The following is a 22912-nucleotide window of genomic DNA, read 5'->3' on the forward strand; positions in this document are numbered from 1 at the left end:
GTTGTCAGATCAGGGCTTGTCGCTGCCGACGATCCACATGGCGAAGAACTGGGCGCCGCCGCCGTAGGCGTGGCCGAGCGCGCGCCGCGCGCCGTCCACCTGGTGCTCCCCGGCCCGGCCGCGCACCTGCAGCGCCGCCTCGGCGAACCGGATCATCCCGGACGCGCCGATCGGGTTGGACGACAGCACGCCGCCGGACGGGTTCCACGGGATGTCGCCGTCGAACGCCGTCGCGCCCGCCTCGGTGAGCTTCCAGCCCTCGCTCTCGCCGCAGAACCCCAGATTCTCCAGCCACATCGGCTCGTACCAGGAGAACGGGACGTACACCTCGGCGCAGTCGAGTTCGCGGCGCGGGTCGGTGATGCCGGCCTGCCGGTACACGTCCGCCGCCGCGTCCTTGCCGCCCTGCGGGCTGACGCTGTCGCGGCCCGCGAACTGCATCGGCTCGGACCGCATCGCCGTGCCGTGCACCCAGGCGGGCGGGTTCGGGGCCTTCTTCGCCGCGTCCTCCGACGCCAGCACCATCGCGCAGGCGCCGTCCGACGACGGGCAGGTCTCCAGGTAGCGGATCGGCTCCCACAGCATCGGCGTCGACTCGACCATCTCGCGGGAGATGCCGGGGATCTTCAGGTGCGCGTACGGGTTCCGCAGCGCGTTCTGCCGGTCCTTGACCGCGACGAGCGTCCCGATGTGGTCGGGGGCGCCCGACCGGCGCATGTACGCGCGGATGTGCGGGGCGAAGTAGCCGCCCGCGCCGACCACGAGGGACGTCGTGAACGGCCCGTTCACCGTCAGCGCCCACGTCGCGTTCGACTCCGACTGCTTCTCCCACGCCAGCGTGAGGACCCGCTCGTGCACCCCGGACTGGATCAGGTTCGCCGCGACGATCGCCGTCGACCCGCCGACCGAGCCCGCCGTGTGCACCCGCAGCAGCGGCTTGCCGGTGGCGCCGAGCGCGTCCGCCAGGAACAGCTCCGGCATCACGACGCCCTCGAACAGGTCGGGCGCCTTGCCGACCACGATGGCGTCGATGTCCTTCCAGGTCAGCCCGGCGTCGTCGAGGGCGCGGCGGGCCGCCTCGCGGAGCAGGCCGGCCATCGAGACGTCCAGCCGCTTGGTCTTGTACTGGGTCTGCCCGATGCCGATGACCGCACAGGATTTAGCCATTGTTCTCTCCCGACAGCACGCAGACGAGGTTCTGCTGGAGGCAGGGGCCGGACGCGGCGTGCCCGAGCGTCCGGGACGCCGTCCCGTCGTGGATGCGGGCCGCGGCCTCGCCGATCCGGATGAGGCCCGCCGCCATCACCGGGTTCGCCGACAGCGCCCCGCCGGACGGGTTGACGGTCACGCCGTCGTCCAGGCCGAGGGCCTCGCGCAGGATCAGCTCCTCATGGCTGAACTGCGCGTGCAGCTCCGCGACCTCGATGCCGGTCGCGCCGGCCTTCTCCCCCGCGATGCGGGCGGCCGCCGAGCGGGTCAGGTCGCGGACGCCGAGCGCGTGCGGCTCGGTGCGGTGGTCGATGCCGGTGATCCACGCGGGCCGCTCGCACAGCTCCCGCGCCTTGTCGCCCGCCGCCAGCACGATCGCGGCGGCGCCGTCGGTGACGGGCGCGACGTCGTAGGGGTGCAGCGGCGCCACGTCGTAGGCGTCGCCCTCCGGGTCCGGCAGGTGCAGCGCGAACGGGTTCTCGCGGCCGGACGCCCGGGACCGCGCGGCGACGGCGCGGAGGTCGTCCTCCTTCACGCCCGACCGGTCCATGTAGGCGCGGGCCTGCATGGCGGCCATCGACACCTGGTCGACGCCGAGCGGCGCCAGCGTGTACGGGTCGAGCTGCTGGTTCATGATCGCGCGGAGGTCGCCCTGGGACGACTTGCCGAACCCGTACACCAGCGCGGTGTCGATCTCGCCGATCTGGAGCTTCACCCACGCCTCGTACAGCGCCCACGCGCCGTCCATCTCGACGTGGCTCTCCGAGATCGGCGGCCAGGCGCCCAGCGTGTCGAGCGCGGACACGAACGCGAACGGCGCGCCCTGCAGGTAGTCGCACGAGCCCGAGCAGGTGAAACCGAACCGGGACAGGCCCGTCCGCTCCTTGATCTCGGTGATCACCGGGAGCACCATCTCGGTCTCGGCGATCCCCTGGTCCTCGCCGCTGTGATGGCTCTGTGCGAAGGCGACGACTGCGACATCACGCATTACATGAAGTCCTTGATCTCTTCGAAGGGGACGTCGGGCTCGTCGATCGGCTCGAACCACTTGATGTTGGCCATCGACCGGTCCCACTCCTCGCGGGGCCGCCACGCCGCCTTCACCCGCATGCCCATCCGCACCTGGTCGGCCGGGATCCCCGCGACCAGCGTGAGCATCGTCAGGCCCGCGCCGTCCAGCAGGACGTAGCCGGACACGAACGGCACCTCGGGGGCGCGCGGGTCGGGGATGTTGTTGACCGCGAAGGTGGTGACGGTGCCGGTGTCGGGCAGCTCCACCTCCTCGGACGTGGGGACGCCGTCGCGCGGGCAGAACCCCTTCATCGGCACGATGACCTTCTCGCACACCGGGCAGCGGTGCCCGATGATGCGGCCCTCGGAGATCCCCTCCAGGAACCGGCCGAGCGCCCGCCCGCCCTTCAGCCGGTAGTCGAGGCTCGCCTGCGGGTTGATCATGGTGACCTCGGGCAGGAAGCACTCGATGTCGCCGATCGTCCCGGTCCGCTCCGCGCGGTACTTCGGCCGCACCCGCATCCCCGTCTTCAGGAACTTCGGCGGCTTCGCGCCGGCCTCGAAGACGCCCAGGTCGAGGGCGTGCAGCAGCGCGGTGTCGGCGCCGTCCGGGCGGATCAGCGCCCACGCGAACGGGCGGTCGAACGGGTGCCCCTTCGCCGGCTCCGGCACCCACGACCAGGTCGTGACCGTCCCGGCCGGGCCGACCTCGACGAACTCGTCCGTCACGTCCTCGCCGGTGTCGGGGTCGCACTCCGCCGGCGGGACGAGCACCCGGCCGCCCGCCGTGCGGACGCCGACCAGCCGGCCGTCGCGCAGCTCGCTGAGGAAGCGCCCGATCACCGGCCCGACCGAGCGGGTGTACCCGCCGGGGAACTCGACGACGTGGTTGGGGGCGGGGGTCTCCGATGGCGCCGTGTTAGATGGCACTGTCGCGGTCCTTCCAGTACGGGTCCCGCAGCTTGCGCTTGAGGAGCTTGCCGTTGGGCTCGCGCGGCATCGTCTCGATGAAGTCGATGGACTTCGGCCACTTCATCTTGGCGAGCCGGCCCTCCAGCGACGCGAGGATCTCGGCCGCGAGCGCGTCACCGGGCTCGGCGCCCTCGGCGGGCTCCACGACGGCCTTGATCTGCTCGCCCCACTCCTCGTCGGGGATGCCGAACACGGCGACGTCCGCGACCTTCGGATGCAGGGTGATCTCGTTCTCGATCTCGGCCGGGTAGATGTTCGCGCCGCCCGAGATGATCATGTCGGCCTTGCGGTCGGACAGGAACAGGAACCCGTCCTCGGTGAGGTAGCCGATGTCCCCGACGGTGAAGAAGTCCTTGAGGCGGTTCTTCTCCGTCTTCTCCTTGTCGCCCTTGTACTCGAACTCGACGCCGGCCATCTTCATGTAGATCGTGCCGTGCGTCCCGGCCGGGACGGGCTCGCCGTCGTCGTCCACGATCAGCAGCTCGCTGATCGGCCACGCGTTGCCGACCGTGCCGGGGTGCGCGCGCCAGTCCTGCGGGCTCGCGATCGTCCCGCCGCCCTCGGTCGCCGCGTAGTACTCCCAGATGCAGTCGCCCCACCACTCCAGCATCTGCTGCTTGATCGGCACCGGGCACGGCGCCGCCGCGTGGATCGCCCACTTCATGCTCGACACGTCGTACCGGGACCGGACGTCCTCGGGCAGCGCCAGCAGCCGCTTGAAGTGCGTCGGGACCATGTGGGTATTGCTGACGCGGTATTTCTCGATCACCCTGAGGGTGTCTTCGGCGTCCCACTTGTCCATGTAGACGAGCGTGTGGCCCATCTGCAGGGCGGTGCCGCCGAACTGGGTGACGGCCGTGTGGTAGTTCGGCGAGGTGATCAGATGGGCCTGGTGCTCGCCCCCCGCGGGACGCCCCGGCGGGATGCCGAACAGGCCGAGCAGGAACGTCATCAGTTCGGCGCTGTCGTCGGGGTCGAGCCCCATCAGCGCCCGCTTGACGCCCTTCGGCCGCCCGGTCGTCCCGGACGTGTAGTGCATCGTGGCGCCGTTGCTGCGGTCCTCGGGAAGCGTGTCGGGCTGCCCCGCGACCAGCTCCTCGTACGGGCGGAAGCCCTCGACGTCGCCGAACGCGAACCGCCGGTGCGCCTCGATCTCCTCGCCCGCGCGCGCGCCCTCCTTGGCGTACCGCTCGTGGACGAAGAACGCCTTGGCCTCGCTGTCGGCGACGATGTAGCCGATCTCCGGCCCGGTCAGGTGCCAGTTGATCGGCGTGTAGTACCAGCCGGCCTGCAGCGCGGCGAGGTACAGCACGACGCCCTCGACACCGTTCGGGACGAGCCCGCAGATGCCGTCGCCCTTCTCCAGTCCCAGCGCGCGCAGCCCGTGCACCAGCCGGTTCGAGCGGGCGAGCAGGTCGCCCGCGGCGTACTCGGTTCCGTCCGGATCGACGGCGGCGATCCACTCGGGATCCGCCTGCGCCAACCGCCAGAAGCCCAATGACCCCATCGGATCTCCCTAAGTGACCACAGTGAGCACCGACACACCGCGGCGCCCGGCAGCCAAAGTAGATCACGTTCTCGTTTTGCAGTTCAACCCCTACCGGTAGGGCAGTGGCTTAACTAGAATCTGTTCTCGTTTGACATCTGAGCTGGAGGAACCCATGGCGGAACGGCTGCCGATCAGCACCGAGCACTGCATCGTCGAGCGGGACGGCCACGTGGTCATCGTCACGATGAACCGGCCGGAGGCGCGCAACGCGCTCAGCACCGCGATGCTGGTCGGCCTCGCCGACGCCTGGGCCTACATCTCGGACACGCCCGAGGTCCGCGTCGGCATCCTCACCGGAGCCGACGGGACGTTCTGCGCCGGCGCCGACCTGAAGGCGATGAGCCAGCCGCCCTCCGACCCGCGCGTGCAGGAGCGGGCAGCGCAGATCACCGACTACCACTGGAAGGGCCTGCTGCGCGACGGCCGCCCCACCAAGCCGCTCATCTGCGCCATCGAGGGCTACGCCGTCGCCGGCGGCACCGAGCTGCTCACCGGCACCGACCTGCGCGTCGTCGCCGAGGGCGCCACCCTCGGCCTGTTCGAGGCCAAGCGCGGCCTGTTCCCCATGGGCGGCAGCGCCGTCCGCCTGCCCCGCCAGATCGGCTACGCCGCCGCGCTCGACATCCTGCTCACCGCCCGCGAGGTGACCCCGCAGGAGGCCCTCGCCATGGGGCTGATCAACAAGGTCGTCCCGGACGGCCAGGCCCTCGCCGCCGCCCGCGAGATGGCCGACCAGATCGCCGCGTGCGCGCCGCTGTCCGTCCAGGCGATCCTGCGCGCCGTCCGCGAGACCGAGCACCTCCCCGAGGAGGAGGCCCTCAAGATCTCCGACGAGATCGGCTGGCCCGTCTTCGCCTCCGAGGACGCCAAGGAGGGCTCCCGCGCCTTCAAGGAGAAGCGCCCCGCCGTCTACCAGGGCAAGTAACGGCCGCGAACACGGGCATCCCGCCCCGCGCGAGGTGCGCGGGGCGGGATGCCGGTTCCCGCTATGCGGGTTCTCGCTGAGACGCGGTCAGTTGCGGGTCCAGTGCGCCAGGTCGGCCCACCGGGTCGCGTCGGTGGTGGTGGTGCCGACCGCCCACATGGTCCCGGTCCCCGGCACGACGGCCAGGGCGGAGGCCCGGACGGTCGTCCCCTCGGGCCGGGTCAGGGTCTCGTCGGACCAGACGCCCGCGGCGGTGCGGTGGCGCATGGTGCTGCCGTCCGAGACGACCCAGATGCCGCCCGCCCCGTCCGAGGCGACCTTGCTCAGAGAGGTGCCGGGAGCGCCGAGGACGTTGGTCCACTTGGTGCCGTTCCAGTGCGCCAGCAGCGACCGGGAGACCGACTTGCCCGTCCCGTCCGGCATCCGCGCCGTGCCGACCGCCCACACGTCGTCGTCGGAGGCCGCGTACACGTCCTGCAAGGTCGACGCGACCTCGCCCTTGACGGTCTCACCGATGTCGGGGAACGGGACGCTGGTCCACGAGGTGCCGTTCCACCGCGTGGTGGCGGGCCGCGCGGTGCCGTCCGGCGCGATCGCCCAGCCGACCGCCCACGCGCTGGCGGACGAGACGGCCGCGACCGCGCGCGGCTTGATCCCGATGGGGGTGTCGGCCCAGCCCGCGCCGTTCCAGTACTTGGCCGCCATCGCGCTGACCGCCCACGTGCGGTCGGGACCGGCCGTCGCGATGTCGGTCGGCTGGAACCCCAGCGGGACGCTGAACGGGATCCAGGACGAGCCGGTCCAGCGCAGCAGGGCGTGCGAGTCGCCCGAGGTGTTGAGCTGGGCGGCCACCCAGACGTTCGACGCCGACGTGGCCGAGGCGGCCTGGAGCCGGTAGGGGGCGAGCGACGCGGGCAGCGCCACGTCCTTCCAGGTGCCGCCCGTCAGCCGCTGGAGGATCGGCTTGCGCGTCGTGACGTTCTGCTGCCGCCGACGGCCCAGACGGTGCCGTCCGGCGCCGTGGCGATGTCGCTGAGGGAGGTCCCCTGGTCGGCTTTGGCGTCGCTCTGGACGCCACCCCCGCGACCCCCAGTTTCCTGCTGCTCTTCACTCGATCCCCGTCCATTGAAAATGATCTTGTGGAAGCAGTGGAACGTAGCAGGACCGAAAGTCAGTTCGCCCGCATTCGGGGAAGATCACGTCTCGGCCCGCCATGGGGGCGTATTACCGGCCGTCCATAAATCGCCCGAAGTTTGCCGGACCTCTCGCGTGGCACCGCTCAGGCAAGCGAGCCACGGAAGGACTGAGCACGCCATGGCCTTGCAACTGCGACGCAAACGGCCGACGACGACGGAAGAGGCGCCGCCCCAGCGGTGGACGTGGCGCCGGCGGAGCACGGGCGGTACCGCGACGGTCGCGCGCAAGCCGCCCCGCTGGCGGCGCACCAGGCCGAACCCGGTCAGCGCGATCATCATGGCGGCCGGCTGGGCCGCCGCCGCGATCCTCGGGCTCGGGATGCTGCTGACCTGGGGCGACGCGAACCCGGGCAACGTCCTCGTGGACGCCGTGCTCGACGCGGGCCGCTGGCTCGCCACCCCGTTCCACGACGTCTTCACGCGGACCGACGCCGAAGAGCAGCTCTACATCAACTGGACCCTCGCGGGCGTCGTCTACTACGTCCTCGCGCGGGCCTTCTCCTGGATGACCCGGTTCTGAGCACCGAAAGGCCCCGGCCGGCGCGGAGGGATGGCGCGCGGCCGGGGCCCGGGGGGATCAGCCTTCGGTGATCGTGTTGAGGCGCTCGATGGCCTCGACGTACTCCTCGATCAGGTCGTAGACGACCTGGGCCGCCGGCTTGACCTGGTTCATCGACCCGACGATCTGCCCGACCGGGAACGTCACCAGCTCGCCGTCGCCGGACCGCTGGATGCGCGGCAGCGCGTCCGCGATCAGCATGAACTGCATGGGCATCGGCAGGTAGCCCGGCGACTGCTCGCTCTCCCACGCCTCCGTCCACGCGGTCTTGAGGAACCGGGCGGGCTTGCCCGTCCACGCCCGGGACCGGACGGTGTCGCGGGACGTGGCCTCCAGCAGCTTCGGCAGGGCCCGCTCCGGGGTGTCGGCCTCGTCGACCGTCAGCCAGATGGAGCCCGTCCAGACGCCGTCGGCGCCGAGCGCCATGCCCGCCGCCATCTGCCGGCCCCGGCCGATGCCGCCCGCGGCCAGCACGATCGTGTCCTCGCCGACCGCGTCCACGACCTCGGGGATCAGCACCATCGTCGCCACGTCGCCGGTGTGACCGCCGGCCTCGGTGCCCTGCGCGACGATGATGTCCACGCCGACCTCGACCTGCTTGCGGGCGTGCCGGGCGTTGGAGGCGAGCCCCGCGACCTTCACGCCGTGCTCGTGCGCCTGCGCGACGACGTCCGCCGGGGGCGGGCCGAGCGCGTTCGCCAGCAGCGCGATCGGGTGCTTGAGCGCCACCTCGACCTGCGGCCGGGCCGTCACGTCCGTCCACCCGAGCAGCGCCTTGCCCGCCTTCTCCGAGGGCGGGTCGACGCCGTGCTCGGCGAGCAGGTCCTCGAGGAACTGCTTGTGCTCGGCCGGGATCATGCCCTGCAGCTTGCCGAGCAGCTCCTCGGCGTCGCCCATGTCGGCGCCCTCGTACTTGGCGGGCATGACCACGTCCACACCGTAGGGCTTGCCGCCGACGTTCTCGTCGAGCCACTTGAGCTCGAGCTCGAGTTCCTCGGGGGTGAAGTGCAGGGCGCCGAGGACGCCCATGCCGCCGGCGCGGCTCACCGCCGCGACGACATCGCGGCAGTGACTGAACGCAAAGATCGGGTACTCGATGCCGAATAGTTCGGTGACTCGTGTCCGCACGCACTCGACCCTAAGCGCGCTCCCACGAAACTGCAACAGGTTCTACTTACAAATCTCACCCCCGCCACACCCGCCGCCGCCCCACTCACACTGCTCCACACCGCAGTAACCCGATTGCCAACCACAAACCACCCCGTCCCGCACCCCTACCCGCCACCCCCACCCACCCTCAGAACCCCGCACTAGAACACGTATCACCAACCCACTTCCCCGTCCCCAACACCCGTCGTCCAGCCGCCCCAGCAAACGATCCAGCCAACGAACAACACAAGACACCTGCCCCACCGAAGGCCCGACGCCATGCGCTACCGCATCCTCGGCTGGCGACACGACAAGAACCCGCAACAGCAGGCCCTGGCGCTCAGCGCACGACGAGACGCCAACACCAGTGGCGAGCCTGGCGACCTGCGGGGTTGGGCGGGGACGGGTTGGCGGCGTCCGCGTGGGTGGTTACGGGCGGCGGGTGGGGCCGGCGGCCTTGCGTTGCTGGCGCTGGCTTCCCGGGGCCTGGCGGCGGGGCTGGGACGGCGGGGGCGGCGAGGCCGCCTGGCGGGGCTGGGCGGACGGCGGGCGCGGCGGGCCGGGCGGGGTCATGTCGCCGAACTTGCCGTCGGCGCGGCGGGGCGTCTCGATGGGCGGGGGCTCGCGGCGGGCCAGGCCCATGTAGCCGCCGGTGAACAGCAGGATCAGGCCGAAGAAGACGGCGGCGGCCGGGAGGTAGCTGCGCACCAGGTCGATCTGCAGCGCGGTGCTGTCGGCCATGTCGACCATGGCCTTCTGGTCCTTGTCGGTGCTGATGAGGTCGGCCTGGGCGACGATCATCTTGCCCTTGCCGTCCGCCGTCTGGACGGTGCTGCGGATGTTCTTGCGGTGCTTCACCGGGATGCCGGTGCGGGGGTCGACCCAGACGGTGTTGTACGCCTCGGTGTAGCGGTCCACCTTCTGGTTGCCGGCGTCCTCGGGCATGCCCAGCATCTTGGCGGGCAGCTTGGTGTCGAGCGCGGCCGTCTTCGTCAGGGGGATGGTCTGGGTGAACCGGTACGTGGTGAGCCCGTGGACCTTCTCGACGGCGTTGAACTGCATCGGCGCCGACTGCTTGGTGGTCATGTCGAAGAACGGGTAGTCGCGCTTCTGCACGTTCGCGATCGGGAACAGCAGGCCGTAGCCCGACATGCGGACGGCGTTGTCGCCGTCGACGTTGACGCCGCAGCAGTTGACCAGGACGCCCGTCCGGCGGTCGAAGGCGATGCGGAAGCCCTGGATCTGGACGGGCTTGTCCGGCTTGGCCTGGTCGTAGATGTTGGTCGTGGAGTCCCAGACCGCGATGTCGTCGTTGCCCTCGTTGGCGCGGACGTCGCCGCGGACGGTGTTCTTCGCCAGGAGGGTGACGCCGGTCTTGACCTTGAGGTCCGCCTGGTCGAAGTACGTCGCGTCCTTCGACTCCAGGGACGTCACCTGGTAGCGGTTCAGCGGCGCGACGACCACCTGGTCGGCGATGTAGAAGCGGATCAGCGGCGCGAGCGCGAGGAAGAAGGCACCGAGGCCGATCAGGACCAGGCCGACCGGTCGCCGCATGAACACCTCCGAGGGGTGCCGTCGTCATCGCCAACGGCCGCGTCATCGTCAACGGCCGAGAGGCCGGGTCCGGCATGCCCGGATCACACTACAGGACCGCCGAAACCCGGAGCCCGATACGTCCGGTCCGCGGGTGGGGCGGTCCGGTGTGAGTGTACTGACCGGTAGGCTCCGCGTTACCTTCGGACGTCCTGACCCGGTGAGGTGGGCCTTGACCTCGGCGCATGGGCGCCCGGCGGCGCAGAACGGGCTCGTTCCCCGGCACTGTGCGACGCTGGCGCGGTCGGTGCGGCTGCTGAGCGCGTTCCGGCGCGAGCGGCGGGAGCCGGAGCACTTCTACGACCTCATGGCGCGCGACACCGTCTCCCTGCTCGGGTCGTACACCGAACTGCAGGGCGCGACCGTCATCGATGTTGGGACGGGCTTCGGGTTCTTTGCGCGCGCGCTGGACGCGGCGGGTGCACGCTGCGCCGGGATCGACCACGACCTCGGTGAGCTGGTCGCGCACGGGTCCGCCGGGCCGAACCAACTCGTCGCGAGTGCGCTGGCCCTGCCGTTCAGGACGGACGCCGCCGACGTGTGCTTCTCGTCCAACGTCCTGGAGCACGTGCCCGACCCGTGGCGCATGGCCGACGAGATGGTCCGCGTGACGCGGCCGGGCGGGACGGTGTTCCTGTCGTTCACCAACTGGCTGTCCCCATGGGGCGGGCACGAGACCTCGCCGTGGCACTACCTCGGCGGCGACAGGGCCGCCCGCTGGTACGAGCGCCGGACGGGGCGTCCGCCCAAGAACCGGTACGGGCACAACCTGCATCCCGTGTCGGTGTCGGCGGCGCTGGCCTGGGCCCGGGGACGGGACGACGTGCGGGTCCTGGACGCCCTGCCGCGCTATCATCCGCGCTGGGCCGAGGCCGTGGTGCGCGTCCCGGGGCTGCGGGAGGTCGCGACGTGGAACCTCGTCCTCGTGCTGAGGAAGAAGGAGTCGTGAGACCTGCCGCGCCGCCGCCGATCTCCGGCCACCAGAACACGGTCGACGGCCTGCGCGCGGTCGCGGCGCTCGCCGTCCTGGTCTTCCATGTCGCGAGTTCGGCGGGGTCCATCACCAACCCGGACGGGCCGCGGTGGCTGTTCAACGGCGGTCAGATCGGGGTGCCGATCTTCTTCGCGCTGTCGGGGCTGCTGCTGTACCGGCCGTGGGCGGCGGCGGCCCTGGACGGGCGATCCGCTCCGCGCACGGTGACTTATCTGCGCCGGCGCGTGTTCCGCATCATGCCGGCCTACTGGGCCGTGGTCGTGGTCTACATGGTCACGGCGGGGCGGGACCACATCGGCGACCCGGTCACCTGGGCGTCGCTGATGACGCTCACGCAGACGTACCTGCCGAACGCGTGGTGGCCCACCGACCTCGGGCCGTCGCATCTCGGGCAGTGCTGGAGCCTCGTCGTCGAGGTCGCCTGGTACGTGACGCTGCCGGTCACCGCGGCCGTCCTCGCCTGGTACGCGCGCCGGACGCGGACCCACGACGTCGGTGTGCGCGCCAAGCGGCTGCTCATCGGCATCGGCGTGTACGCGGCGCTGTCGCTGCCGTGGTCGGCCGCGATGTTCGTCCCGGTGCGGCAGACGCAGATGGGGCTGTTCCTGCCGCGGTACTTCGCCTGGTTCGCGATCGGGATGGCGCTCGCGGTGGTGACGGTCTGGGCGCGGCTGGACGAGCGGCGCCCGGTCGCGGCCCTGTGCCGGGCCGTGTCGGACTCGTGGGCGGCGTGCTGGACGGCGGCGGCGATGCTGTACGTGGTCGCGGCGACGCCCGCGGCGGGCCCGCTCAGCCTGCAGGAAGCCGACGCGTTCTGGACGTCCGTCCTGCATCTGGTCGTGTTCGGGCTGTGCGCGGCGGCGTTCGTGGCGCCGGTCGTGCTGGCGCCGCCGGGGCAGCCCGTGCTCGACGCGGTCCTCGGCAACCCGGTGATGCGGTTCCTCGGCCGGATCTCCTACGGCCTGTTCCTGTGGCAGCTGCTGATCATCGTCTCCTGGTACGACGCGGCGGATCGGACCTTCCGGGGGGACGTGGCGACGGATCTGCCGCTGATGGCGGCGGCGACCATCGCAGCGGGGACCCTGAGCTACTACCTGGTGGAGTGGCCGGTGCAGCGGCTGGTCCGGCGCCGGGACCGGGCCCGCCCGGCCCCTGCCCCGGTGCCGTCCAGCTGAGCGAGATCCGCCCGGCGCCGGGGTCGCCGCCGGGCGGCTTCGGCCGCCACAGCTCGGCCGCGACGCGCCCGACGACGGCGAGCCCGAGCAGCTGCGGCGCGATGTCGCCGAGCGCCCCGGAGGGGGCGGCGGGGTTGCCGGGCACGTCCAGCCAGCGCGCGGCGGCGAGGCAGCCGGTGCCGGCGAGCATGGCGATCGCGATCGCCCACGGGGAGGCGAGCGCGCGCAGGACGGCGGAGCGGCGGGTGCGGGCCCAGCCGCACAGGGCCGCGACGCCGAGCGTGACGGCGACGCCGGGGACCCCGGCGATCGAGCCGCCGAGCGCGGCGGCGAGCCCGATCGCGGCCCACGCGGGCCAGCCCGTCCCGGCGACCATGGCGCGCGGGTCGGGCCGCCGCCGGCGGGTGGAGCCGCCCGGCCAGACCGCGGCGATCAGCAGGACGAGGAGCAGGTTGAGGCCGGTGACGACGGCGATCCGCTGCGCCCGGTCGGGGGTGTAGGCCAGCTTGATCACCCCGCTCGTGCCGGCGGGGACGAGCCAGCCCTGCTTCCAGCCGTCCAGCCGGACGGCGCGCAGCTCGGTGCCGCCGGCGGTCGCGCGCCAGCCGGTGTTGAAGTTCTCGTTCACGGTGAGGAACGACGCGGCGGGGGCGTCCACGCTCAGCTCGCGGGAGCTGGAGCCCCAGCTGAGGACCTTGACCTGCTGCGGCGGCTCGGCGTCGGCGGCGGGCCGCGGCTTGGCCCCGACCGTGACGGTGTCGATGCGGTAGTTGTCGAGCGGGACCGCCGTCAGCTGGTTGCGGCCCTCGGCGAGGACGGCCTGCTTGCAGGCGCTGAACTGGAGCGGCCGGCCGGCGAGCAGGTCGCCGAGCGTGCCGGTCGCCTTCGTCTGGACGGCCCCGCTCTGCCGCTGCCCGGCGGCGCCCCGGCCACGGCCGGCCCCGCTGCCGGACGTGCCGCTGCCGGAGGTGCCACTGCCGGAGGTGCCGGTCTGCGCGCCGGGTGCGCCGATCCGCAGCTTCGGCCCGAAGCCGCACGGCAGTTCCAGCGGGTAGGAGCGCACGTCGGGGAACGGCTTCACGCCGGGGATCTTCAGCTCGGCGAGCTGGATCGGCTGGGTGCGGCCGTCCCGGTAGAAGGTGATCTTCAGCCGGTCGGTGGCCATCGGCGCGAACGACAGCCTGCCCGCGGCGTCCGACAGGCCCTCGCGGGACTGGCCGTTCGCGCCCTCGACCCGCAGCCGGACCGGGCCCGCCGCGCCGGGCGGGCGGATGACCGTCACCGTGGACACCCGCTTGCGGCCCTTCCACCGGACGCTGTAGACGGGCTGGTCGTCGCTCTCGCCCGCGATCCAGGACGTCGCCGGGTCGCCGTCGAAGCCGGACCGGGCCTGGTCGGCCGGGTGGCCGGACAGCGTGGAGGTCGCGGCGACGGACGGCTGCCCGTGCACGGTCGTGTACCGGTCGATGAGCCGCTGGTCGGTGAGGACCGCCGTGCCCGTGACGGGCGCCCTGCCCGCCACCGCCGAGGTGAACGTCCGGTCGAAGCCGTCGCCCTCCTCGTCGCCGGAGCCGAGGAACGGCGCGCACACCCAGCGGGCGCTGCCCTTCATGCACTCGCTCGTCGTGCCCGGCGCGCGGCTCATCACGTAGGTGGCCGGGCCGTCGACCCCGGCGGGCGCGGGCAGCGTGTAGGTGCGGGTCGGGGTCACGCCGCCGATCGCCACCTCGGACACCGCCGCGCGCGCGAACGCGGGGACGGCCGGCTTCGAGGCGAGGGCGGTGATCCGCAGCCGCAGCCAGCGGGTCGGGCCCGCCGGCACGCGGAGCGCCTGCGGGCCGGTGCTCTGCCGGACGGCCTGCTCCAGCGTGCCGTTCTCGGTCTCGACGGCGACGCGCGAGACCGGCGGCCCGAGCGCGGTGTCCTGCAAGAACGCGGCGGTCATGTTCCGCACGTCGCGGGCCCGGTCGAAGTCGGCGCGGAGCCACTGCCCGACAGGCCCGTCGTAGCCGGCGGTCTCCCACGCGGAGAGCGGGTTGCCGTCGAAGGCGGCGTACGGGACCGCCTCGGGCTTGCGGGCCTGCGGGATCGCGTCGTCGCCGCCCGCCGAGGTGGACGCCGTGATGTCGCGGACCCCGCCGCCGTAGGTGACATGGGTGGCGTACCGCGCCCAGCCCTTGTCGAGGACGTCGGCGGCGTCGCGCCGGTGCGCGGCGGACATCGTCGGGGACGTCTGGTGCAGTTCGCCGAAGTTGCGGCGGATCAGCCGGGGCGAGTCGGTCACGACCGGGGTGCCGCCCAGGTCGGCGGCGTCGTCGTCCAGCAGGACGGGCGCGTCCGGGAGGGCCTTGTCGTCGGCCATGGCGAGCAGCGACTCCGGCCCGCCGTAGACGCGGACGGGGTCGGCCGCGCCGGTCAGGCCCGCGACGTCGGCGGCGCCCTCGACCTCGTAGACCTCCAGCGGCGGGTACCGCTGGTCGACGGCCGACACCGCGTCGTCGTTGCCGCCGCCGACGGCCGCGCCGAACGCGGCGACCCTGCGCAGGCCGGGCGAGTCGTCCAGCGCCTGGTGGAGGCGGGCGGGCCAGGCGCCGCGCAGCGCCTCCCGCCGCAGGTCATTGCGGACCAGGACGTACCGGACGCCCATCCGGCCGAGGAAGTCGCTCAGGCCCGGCGAGCCCTGCCCGGAGCGGACCTGCTGGTCGATGGCGTCCAGCGCCCGCGTGTAGCCCGGCGACCCGGCCGGGACGAGCTGGCGGACGCCCCACCGCGCCGTCAGCAGCGGCTGGACGATGTCGTCCATCGGGCGGCCCCACAGGTACTCGCCGAACGGCGCGCCGGGAACGGCGAGCACGCCCTGCTGCCCGGCCCGCGCGTTGATCCAGGACGCCGCGTCCCGCCAGTACTTCGGGACGTCCTTGAACTCGCCGGGGCCGGACAGGCCGTGCGAGACGGCGGTGAGGCCGATGCCGCCGAGCGCGACGGCGGCGGCGACCGGCAGGCTGAGCAGCGACCGCGCGGCCGGGCCGAACGCGGGGCCGGACCCGCCGCTCAGGCTGCGCAGGCCGTCCGGCTGCCGCGCGGCGCGGGCGTTGCGGGCGTCCCGGGCGTTTCGGGCGTGCCGGCCGGCGGCGGTGAGCAGGTGGGCGAGGCCGAGCGCGAGCGGCAGCCGGACGACCGCGTCGAACTTGTGCAGGTTGCGCATCGGCGCGAGCGGGCCGTCCAGCAGGTCGCGGAGCTGCGCCGCGAACGGGCCCGGGATGTCGCTGAGGTGGCCGAGGGACACGATTGCCACCCCGGCCAGCAGCGTGACCAGCAAGAAAGTCCGCTCGGGGAGGAGCCGGGCGAGCAGCCCGGCGAGCCCGAGCGCGGCGACGACGCCCGTGCAGATGATCGGTATCGGGCTGAGCGAGAGGCCGTGCCCGACCGGCCACCAGACCTGCCCGTCCACGATCAGGTAGTTGACCCAGCGCTCGGCGCCGCGCAGCACGTTGACGAGGCCGGTCGGGCCGGTCGTCGTCGCCGCCTTCTCGGTGTAGGTCAGCCAGGAGAACCCGTACGTGCCGGTGAGCAGCAGCGGGACCAGCCACCACGCGGTCGCCGCCCCGGTGGCCGCCGACCACCAGGCGAGCATGCGGACGCGGAACGACCCGCGCGGCCGCGTCAGGATGTAGAGGAACGGGACGAGGAGCACGGCGACGGTGGCGGTCGCGTTGATGCCGCCGCAGCAGGCGATAGCGAGCCCGGACCGGGCCGCGGCCTTCAGCCGCCCGGTCTCCCCGGACGCGGCGGCGGCCAGCGGCAGGACGATCCACGGCAGCATCGCGACCGGCAGGTACTCCGAGGAGATCTGGCCGAGCGTGGCCAGCCCGTTCGGGGCGAGCGCGTACGCCATCGCGGCGAACAGCCGGGTGCCCCGGCCGTCGCCGTCCGGCCCGGACCCGCCGATGCCGAGCCGCCCGGCCAGCCGCCACATGCCGACGAAGGCCAGGCACATCAGCAGGGACAGCCAGAACCGCTGGGTGATCCAGGCGGGCATCCCGATCACGTCGCCGAGCGCGAAGAACGGGCCCATCGGGAACAGGTAGCCGACGGCCTGGTTCTGCAGCTGGCCGAACTGCTCCGGGTCCCACAGGTGGACGGCGCGGCCGAGGAACCCGAGCGGGTTCACCGCCATGTCGATCTTGGTGTCGGCGAGGATGGCGCCGGGCCGGGTGGCGAAGGCGAGCGCGGTCAGCGCCAGGCAGCACGCGACCACGCGCAGCCGCTCCCGCAGCCGCGCGGCGGCGTCCGGGCCGGACGGCCCGCCCGGCCCGCCGGGGCCGGGCCCGCGGGACGCGCCGGCGCGGGGCGGATTCGCCTCTCCCACGGCCATGCTCGCCCTCTGCCTCTCTTCTGCCTGTCCTCCGGGAGTCGCCCCGGGTGCCCCGGTTCTCCCGGGATGTCAGCCTGAGTGTCCGCCACCGTACCGGCGGCCGCCCGCCCGCCGGGCGGGGGCGCCGTCGCGCACGGCGGCGGTCACGAGGTCGCGCATCCGGCCGGCGGTGCGCGCCCAGTCGAACTCTGCCGCGCGCCTCTGACATTCCGTGGCCGTCCGCTCGCGGAGCGTGGGATCGGCCAGCTCCTTGAGGGCGCGCTCGACGACTCCGGCCAGGTCGTCGCCCTCGCGGACGAGCCATCCGGTGGTCCCGTCGCGGACGGCGTCGCGGAGCCCGTCCACGTCGAAGGCGACGGTCGGGACGCCGAGCGCCGCGGCCTCGATCACGCTGAGGCCCCACCCTTCGCCCTGGGACGTGCTGAGGTGCAGGTCGGCGCGGGCGACCAGGGCCGCCTTGACGTTCTCGGGGACATAGCCGTGCGCGATGACGACGCCGTCCAGGCCGCGCGCGCGGATGTCAGCTTTCAGCGCGGGCGCTTCAGGGCCGTCTCCCACGATGTGCAGCTTGAGCCCAGGATGGCTTCCGACGAGGCCCTCCGCGAGATCCAGCAGGAGGTTGAGGCGCTTGTGCGGGACGAGTCGCGTCACGCACACCAGCTCCGGGTCGCCTGGAGCCTCGGCCACCTCGCCATCGGGTTCGGCGACGGACGACCCGTTGTGGACGACGTGAGCGGGCCCCGTCCAGCCCAGCCGTTCCCTGACGGCGCGCAGCGTGGACGGCGAGACGACGACGAACGCATGCCGCCGATACGTCCAGCGGCTCACCGGCCCCTCCAGCACTTGCCCGAGCCAAGCGAGCCATCTGGGGAAGTACAGGCCGAACTGGGCGTCGTGCACATGATGGACGACACAGAACACCGGCACACGGCGGGGCAGCACCCACGGCGTGAAGAACGGGATGCCGTTCTGGCAGTCGATGACCGCGTCGAAGCGGCGCCGGTGCAGCAGCATCCAGAGCAGGACGAGCGGGTACACGGTGAAGCGTCCGCCCAAGCGGACGAACTCCACGCCCTCGACCCGTCCCCCGCGCCGCTGGCCGGGTGCCTTGCACGTCACGTAGTGGACACGGGCGCCTTCACCGGCGAACCTGCGCGCCAGCTCCCAGGCGTACCGTTCGGCACCGCCCGCGGCGGGATGCCAGGGATCCCGCCAGTTGACGACCGCCAGCCGCAGATCCGTACTCATCCCGACTTTGCGCTCGGCGCCGGCGCCTGCTCGGGGATGGCGATGGTCCCCGGGCGCGGCTCCGGGAGCTTCGGCTCGGCGAGGATCGTCCGGACCGGCACGACCGGGATGATCGGCGTCGCGGGTACGCCGGGCATGCGGAAACCGGCGCGCGCGCGGATGAGCGTCAGGTCCACCATGCATTGGAACGAGTGGCGCCATACAGAGAAGGTGGAGCCGGGACGGTCACGCCAGACGACCGGGATGGCCGTGACGGACGCCCCCCGCCGCACGCAGTGGGCCAGCAGTTCGACGTCGAACGAGAACCCGGTGGTGCGCAGTTGCTTCGCCGCCGTCCGGCCGAGCGGCCCGTCGAAGAACTTGAACCCGCACTGGGTGTCCTGGATGCCGCCCACCAGATCGCGGACGATCCGGTTGAACGTGATGGCGCCGAGCCGCCTGACCGGCAGCGCGTAGCCTTGGACGACCGACCGACCGTGGCGCCTTGACCCGACCACGACCGGGCGGCCCTCGCGCAGCAGGACGATGGCTTCGTCCAGCGCGGCGAGGTCTGTTGCCATATCGGCGTCCATGAACCCCACGTACGGGGCCCGCGTCTCCAGCAGCCCGGCCCGGACCGCCGCGCCCTTGCCCCGGACGTCGCACCGCACCAGGCGCACCGGCACCGGGCCCTCGAAGGACCGGACGATCCCGGCCGTGCCGTCGGTGCTGGCGTTGTCGACGACGATGACCTCCGCCCGCAGCGGGAGGCCGGCGAGCTTGTCGCACAGCAGCGCCAGCCCCGCCGGAAGCCGGTCGGCCTCGTTGTAGGCGGGAACGACGATCTCCAGGAGGGCGGGGCCGTCACGCCAGGTCCCCATCAGGGCCTACAGGTCACCGGGAGCCGTAGTTGTACAACGGCTCGATGACCGGGTCCTTCTGAGAGGCGTTCACGAGCTGGACCGTGCTGAACGACACTCCGGCGGCCAGCAGTACGCCGACCAGCGCGGCGATGGCGATGCGCATCAGGGGGTCCTTCGTCGGTGATGGGGGCTGCGGGGCTTGATACTGCCGAGTAATGGAAAGCTCAGAGTAGTACCTGGGGCCAGGAATGACCAGAAAACGACCAGACTGACAATGCCCCAGGCGGCGGCCACCGGCGGCACCGGCACCGCCGTCCCGCCCCCGCCCGCGGCACCGTCGATCCGATAAACGGCCAGGTCAGCGCCGCGCAGCACCGCGACGGCCGCGCCGGACGGGCGGACGGAGCCGATCTCCGCGTCGACCACGACGTACCGTACGCCCATGTCACGGAGCGTGTCGGCCGGCGGGGCCCCGGTCTTCGTGACCGGCGCGAGCCGCACCGCCCTCGGATCCTCCTGCGGGACGGTCGTGCCGCCCACGGTGACGGCGTCGTCCACGATGACGCGTCGGTGCAGGTAGCGGGGCAGTGGGTCAAGCACACGACGCCCGTGGTTCCAGGGGTAGCTCCGGTACGACGCCCACGGCAGCACCAGCACGTCGCCCTGCACGGGGTCGCTGTCGATGATGTGCCGCGCGCGCGCCCAGTCGTCCGGGTAGCGGACGGCTCGCAGGTCGCCCGCCGCGCCCCACGCCAGCGTCGGCAGCAGGATCACCGGCACGGCCATCGCCGCGGCGGCCACTCCCGGCCACTTCGCCTCGGCCGCCTTGTCGGCGGACACACCGAGCCCGACCGCGACCACGACGGCGAGCGGCGCCGCGTACTGCTGCCCGTCCCGCAGGACGGCGAACCCCGGCCACAGGCCGATGAGCCCTTCGAGGACGGGGGCGGCGACCGCGCCCAGCGCCGCGATCGCGAACCCGGCCGCCGCCGCGACCGCCGCTCCCCGCCACCACGCCGCCTCTCTCGCCCACGCGGCATACGCGGCGAGCGCGCCAACCACCACGAGCAGCCAGAGCGTCGCCGTCACTGGCGCGCCGTAACCGCTCGGCACCGTCTCGCCGTTCCACACACCGCCGAGCAGGAGCAGGCTTCCGAGCGTCCCGAAAGGCGTGTCCGCCCTGGCCGCGAACAGGTCGACGGCTGCACCGTCGCCTGGTAGGCCCGCCGGCCTCAGCAGCCCTGGGACCAGCCACGGCAGGCTCAGCACCGCCGCCGATGCGATGACCCTGAGACCAGCGCGCGCGGGGCCGCGACCACTCACCACAGCAACCGCCAAGGCGGTGATAGCGGTGACGGTCAGTGCGGCGAACCCGCCGATGGCGGCGGGCAGCATCGTCCGGACCAGGCGGCGTGTACCGCCCCGCTCGTCCGTGCGGACGGCGGCCCCCACCACCCACGGCAGCGCCGCGTAGCCGAGCAGCAGCGCCCACTGGCCGAGCAGCAGCCGCTCGGCGACGAACGGGTTCCACGCGTAGCAGACCCCTGCGGCGAGCCGGGGCAGCAGCCGGCGGGACGGCACCAGCGACGCAGCCGACGTGCACGCCATGACGAAGACCGCCAGCAGGACGAGCTTCTGCACGACGTCCGCCGGGATGACCGTGGCGAGCGTGGTGACGAACGCGTCGCTCGGGACGTGCCGGGGCACGATCCCCGTCAGCCCGAACGTCAGGTGCGTGAACGCTGGATCGGGCACGAACACCATGTCGTACGACAGCACGAACCCGGGCGCGAGCCCCGGCCCCAGTGCCGCAAGCCCGAGCCCCAGCCCGGTCAGTGCGGCCACCAGATGCCGCGTCCGCGCCTTCAACGTGTCCGTGTCTTCAACGTGTTCCGCGCCTTCACAGCGCCCGTGTCTTCACAGCGTCCGTTCTCCCATGTGGGCCTGGACGCTACCTCACCGGCTCGGGGTCCCGGGGCAGGCCGAGGATGCGCTCGCCGATCACGTTGAGGTTGACCTCGGTCGTGCCGCCGCCGATCGTCATCGCGCGGGACGCGAGCAGGTAACGGGTCCAGCGCGCGCGCAGATCGTCCTTCCAGCCGCCGGTGAGCGCGCCCTCCTCGCCGAGGAGAGCGAAGCCGAACTCGGTGACCTGCTGGCCGTGCTCCATCGCCACCAGTTTCCGGACGTTCGCCGTCGCGCCCGGGTCCGTGCCCGAAAGCTGCTTCAGCGTGGCGCGGAGGCCGAGCAGGTTGAACGAGTGCTCGTCGCACGCGAGCCGCCCGAGGCCGTCGCGGACGACCGGGTCCTCGTCCAGGCCGAGCCCGGCGGTGAGGTCGAGCAGCTTCGGCAGGTCGCCGCCGAGCTGGAAGCTGCTGGTCAGGCCGACGCGCTCGTTCGCGAGGGTGGTGCGGGCGACGCGCCAGCCGGCGTTGACCGGGCCGACGACGAGGTCGTCGGGGACGAACACGCCGTCCAGGAACACCTCGTTGAACACGGCGTCGCCGGTGCACTCGCGCAGCGGCCGGATCTCGATGCCGGGCGACTTCATGTCGACCAGGAAGTAGGTGATGCCGTCGTGCTTGGGCCGGTCGGGATCGGTCCGGGCGATGCAGATGCCCCACTGCGCGTCGCGGGCGAGGGACGTCCAGATCTTCTGGCCGGTGATCGTCCAGCCGCCCTCGGCGCGCTCGGCGCGGGTGCGCAGCCCGGCGAGGTCGGAGCCCGCGCCCGGCTCGGAGAACAGCTGGCACCAGATGATCTCGCCGCGCAGCGTCGGCGGCAGGAACCGCTCCCGCTGCTCCGGCGTCCCGTACTGGACCAGCGACGGGACGACCCACGCCGCGATCATCAGCGGCACCGGGCGCACCTTCGCCGCCTTCAGCTCCTGCTGGATGACGATCTGCTCCAGCGGCCCGGCGCCGCGCCCCCACGGCTCCGGCAGGTGCGGCGTCACCCAGCCGCCCGCCGCCATCGCCGCCCGCTGTTCGAGCGGCTCCATCGCGGCCAGCTCGGCGACGCGGGCGCGGATCTCCTCGCGGACCGGTTCGGCGTCCTCGTCCAGCTCGATGCTCATCGGCCGCCGGACGCCCCGCACCGCCAGCGCGGCGACATCGGCGCGGTGCGCACTGGCCCGCCCCAGCAGCGCGCGGAGCGTCAGGGCCCGCCGGTAGACGAGGTGGGCGTCGTGCTCGTAGGTGTAGCCGATCCCACCGTGGACCTGGATGTTGCCTTCGGCGCAGGTGACGGCGGCGTCCGCCGCCAGCACCGCGGCGACTCCGACCGCATACGCACGCTGTTCTTCGGGCTCGCTCAGCGCGCGCGCCGCGTCCCACACGGCGGCCCTTGCGCGCTCCACGGCGATGAGCATCCGGGCGCACAGGTGCTTGACGCCCTGGAACTGCCCGATCGGACGGCCGAACTGCTCGCGGAGCTTGGCGTAAGCGACGGCGTCGTCCAATGCACGCCCTGCGACACCGCATGCCTCCGCCCCCAGCAGGACGGTAGCGAGGGCCTGCGCGTCAACCCCATCCAGGAAGGCATCGACGGTCACGCCGTCGACGGCGACCGATCCCACGGGACGCGTGATGTCGAGCGACTCCAGCGCCCCTACGGTGACGTCCTCCTTGCCCAGGACGACCCAGCGGTCACCGGCCGGAAGCACGAACAGGTCGGCCAGCGGAGCGCCCAGCACGGGCTGCACTGTGCCGGAGACAGTCGAACCGTCCACGTCCAGGCTGCCGGACAGCGCCACGGCCGCCGTCCGGGAGCCGTCCGCCAGACCGGACTCATCGGCGCCGGCCGCGTTCAGGATCGCCGATGCCAGCACGGTCGGCGTGTACGGGCCCGGCGCCAGCACCCGGCCCAACTCCTCCAGCACGACGGCCTGCTCCAGGATGCCGAAGCCCTGCCCGCCGACCGCCTCCGGAAGGTGCAGGCCGGGGAGCCCCTGGGCCGCGAGCGCCGGCCAGAACCCGGCGTCGGCCTCCCGCGCCGCCGCCGGGGCGATGCTCCGCTCCGCGAACCCGCGCACCGACGCCGCCAGCGCCTCGTGCTCCTCGGTCAACCCGATCGCCATGGCCACACCCCTTCTCGGAACGTGGCCCCAGCCTATT

16 protein-coding genes and 1 pseudogene are annotated in these 22912 nt (G+C 72.7%); 4 read left to right on the forward strand and 13 right to left on the reverse strand.

Going from position 1 to position 22912, the window contains the following annotated elements:
- Nucleotides 1-9: 9 nt before the first annotated feature.
- Genes AB0K34_RS01845 through AB0K34_RS01860 form a run of 4 tightly spaced genes read right to left on the reverse strand, consistent with a single transcriptional unit; the run spans nt 10 to nt 4699 of the window.
- The gene (locus tag AB0K34_RS01845; protein ID WP_138640237.1) at nt 10-1167 is read right to left on the reverse strand and encodes a thiolase domain-containing protein; all 1158 of its coding nucleotides are present in this window, start codon (nt 1165-1167) and stop codon (nt 10-12) included.
- Nucleotides 1160-2197 (reverse strand): thiolase domain-containing protein, encoded by a 1038-nt coding sequence (locus AB0K34_RS01850; RefSeq protein ID WP_364544596.1) that lies wholly within the window; start codon nt 2195-2197, stop codon nt 1160-1162. The genes AB0K34_RS01845 and AB0K34_RS01850 overlap by 8 nt, the downstream gene beginning before the upstream one ends.
- Nucleotides 2197-3150, reverse strand: a complete 954-nt coding sequence (locus tag AB0K34_RS01855; protein ID WP_138640239.1) for an OB-fold nucleic acid binding domain-containing protein — start codon at nt 3148-3150, stop codon at nt 2197-2199. The genes AB0K34_RS01850 and AB0K34_RS01855 overlap by 1 nt, the downstream gene beginning before the upstream one ends.
- Nucleotides 3140-4699 carry an acyl-CoA synthetase gene (locus tag AB0K34_RS01860; RefSeq protein ID WP_364544600.1) on the reverse strand — a complete coding sequence of 520 codons (1560 nt, stop codon included), beginning with the start codon at nt 4697-4699 and terminating at the stop codon, nt 3140-3142. The genes AB0K34_RS01855 and AB0K34_RS01860 overlap by 11 nt, the downstream gene beginning before the upstream one ends.
- 154 nt (nt 4700-4853) lie before the next feature.
- Here AB0K34_RS01860 and AB0K34_RS01865 point away from each other — a divergent pair, with 154 nt between their 5' ends.
- Nucleotides 4854-5666, forward strand: a complete 813-nt coding sequence (locus AB0K34_RS01865) for a crotonase/enoyl-CoA hydratase family protein (protein ID WP_171069332.1) — start codon at nt 4854-4856, stop codon at nt 5664-5666.
- 87 nt (nt 5667-5753) lie between these two features.
- Here AB0K34_RS01865 and AB0K34_RS01870 read toward each other — a convergent pair whose 3' ends face one another.
- The gene (locus tag AB0K34_RS01870; RefSeq protein ID WP_364544604.1) at nt 5754-6590 is read right to left on the reverse strand and encodes a hypothetical protein; all 837 of its coding nucleotides are present in this window, start codon (nt 6588-6590) and stop codon (nt 5754-5756) included.
- Between the two features lie 390 nt (nt 6591-6980).
- On the opposite strand from AB0K34_RS01870, the gene AB0K34_RS01875 reads away from it, so the two are divergent.
- Nucleotides 6981-7382, forward strand: a complete 402-nt coding sequence (locus tag AB0K34_RS01875) for a hypothetical protein (protein ID WP_364544607.1) — start codon at nt 6981-6983, stop codon at nt 7380-7382.
- 57 nt (nt 7383-7439) lie between these two features.
- On the opposite strand, the gene AB0K34_RS01880 is transcribed toward AB0K34_RS01875, so the two are convergent.
- On the reverse strand, nt 7440-8549 hold the full coding sequence (locus tag AB0K34_RS01880) for a nitronate monooxygenase family protein (protein ID WP_138640243.1): 1110 nt from the start codon (nt 8547-8549) through the stop codon (nt 7440-7442).
- 450 nt (nt 8550-8999) lie between these two features.
- Entirely contained in the window at nt 9000-10124 is a 1125-nt protein-coding gene (locus tag AB0K34_RS01885; protein WP_301176241.1) for a DUF3068 domain-containing protein, read from the reverse strand.
- Nucleotides 10125-10335: 211 nt separating this feature from the next.
- On the opposite strand from AB0K34_RS01885, the gene AB0K34_RS01890 reads away from it, so the two are divergent.
- Together AB0K34_RS01890 and AB0K34_RS01895 are read left to right on the forward strand one after the other, a co-directional pair.
- Entirely contained in the window at nt 10336-11112 is a 777-nt protein-coding gene (locus tag AB0K34_RS01890; protein WP_364544611.1) for a class I SAM-dependent methyltransferase, read from the forward strand.
- Nucleotides 11109-12332 carry an acyltransferase gene (locus AB0K34_RS01895; RefSeq protein ID WP_364544614.1) on the forward strand — a complete coding sequence of 408 codons (1224 nt, stop codon included), beginning with the start codon at nt 11109-11111 and terminating at the stop codon, nt 12330-12332. The genes AB0K34_RS01890 and AB0K34_RS01895 overlap by 4 nt, the downstream gene beginning before the upstream one ends.
- Nucleotides 12333-14547: 2215 nt before the next feature.
- Here AB0K34_RS01895 and AB0K34_RS01900 read toward each other — a convergent pair.
- The 6 genes and pseudogenes from AB0K34_RS01900 to AB0K34_RS01925 form a co-directional block, all read right to left on the reverse strand.
- Nucleotides 14548-16707 (reverse strand): annotated as a pseudogene (locus AB0K34_RS01900) (alpha-(1->3)-arabinofuranosyltransferase family protein); the annotation flags it as partial.
- 69 nt (nt 16708-16776) lie between these two features.
- Nucleotides 16777-17955 carry a glycosyltransferase family 4 protein gene (locus AB0K34_RS01905; RefSeq protein WP_364544617.1) on the reverse strand — a complete coding sequence of 393 codons (1179 nt, stop codon included), beginning with the start codon at nt 17953-17955 and terminating at the stop codon, nt 16777-16779.
- Nucleotides 17952-18815, reverse strand: a complete 864-nt coding sequence (locus AB0K34_RS01910; RefSeq protein ID WP_364544620.1) for a glycosyltransferase — start codon at nt 18813-18815, stop codon at nt 17952-17954. Before AB0K34_RS01910 ends, AB0K34_RS01905 begins: the two co-directional genes overlap by 4 nt.
- A 13-nt stretch (nt 18816-18828) precedes the next feature.
- Nucleotides 18829-18960, reverse strand: coding sequence for a hypothetical protein (locus tag AB0K34_RS01915; RefSeq protein WP_274704639.1), 132 nt, complete (start codon nt 18958-18960; stop codon nt 18829-18831).
- Nucleotides 18960-20642: a hypothetical protein gene (locus AB0K34_RS01920; protein ID WP_364544623.1), complete on the reverse strand. Its 1683-nt coding sequence runs from the start codon at nt 20640-20642 to the stop codon at nt 18960-18962. Before AB0K34_RS01920 ends, AB0K34_RS01915 begins: the two co-directional genes overlap by 1 nt.
- Nucleotides 20643-20748: 106 nt before the next feature.
- Complete coding sequence (locus AB0K34_RS01925) at nt 20749-22875, reverse strand: acyl-CoA dehydrogenase (protein ID WP_364544626.1); 2127 nt, start codon at nt 22873-22875, stop codon at nt 20749-20751.
- Nucleotides 22876-22912: the final 37 nt, after the last annotated feature.

Origin of the sequence: Actinomadura sp. NPDC049382 (genome assembly GCF_040677125.1) — a bacterium.
GTDB classification, from domain to species: domain Bacteria; phylum Actinomycetota; class Actinomycetes; order Streptosporangiales; family Streptosporangiaceae; genus Spirillospora; species Spirillospora geliboluensis.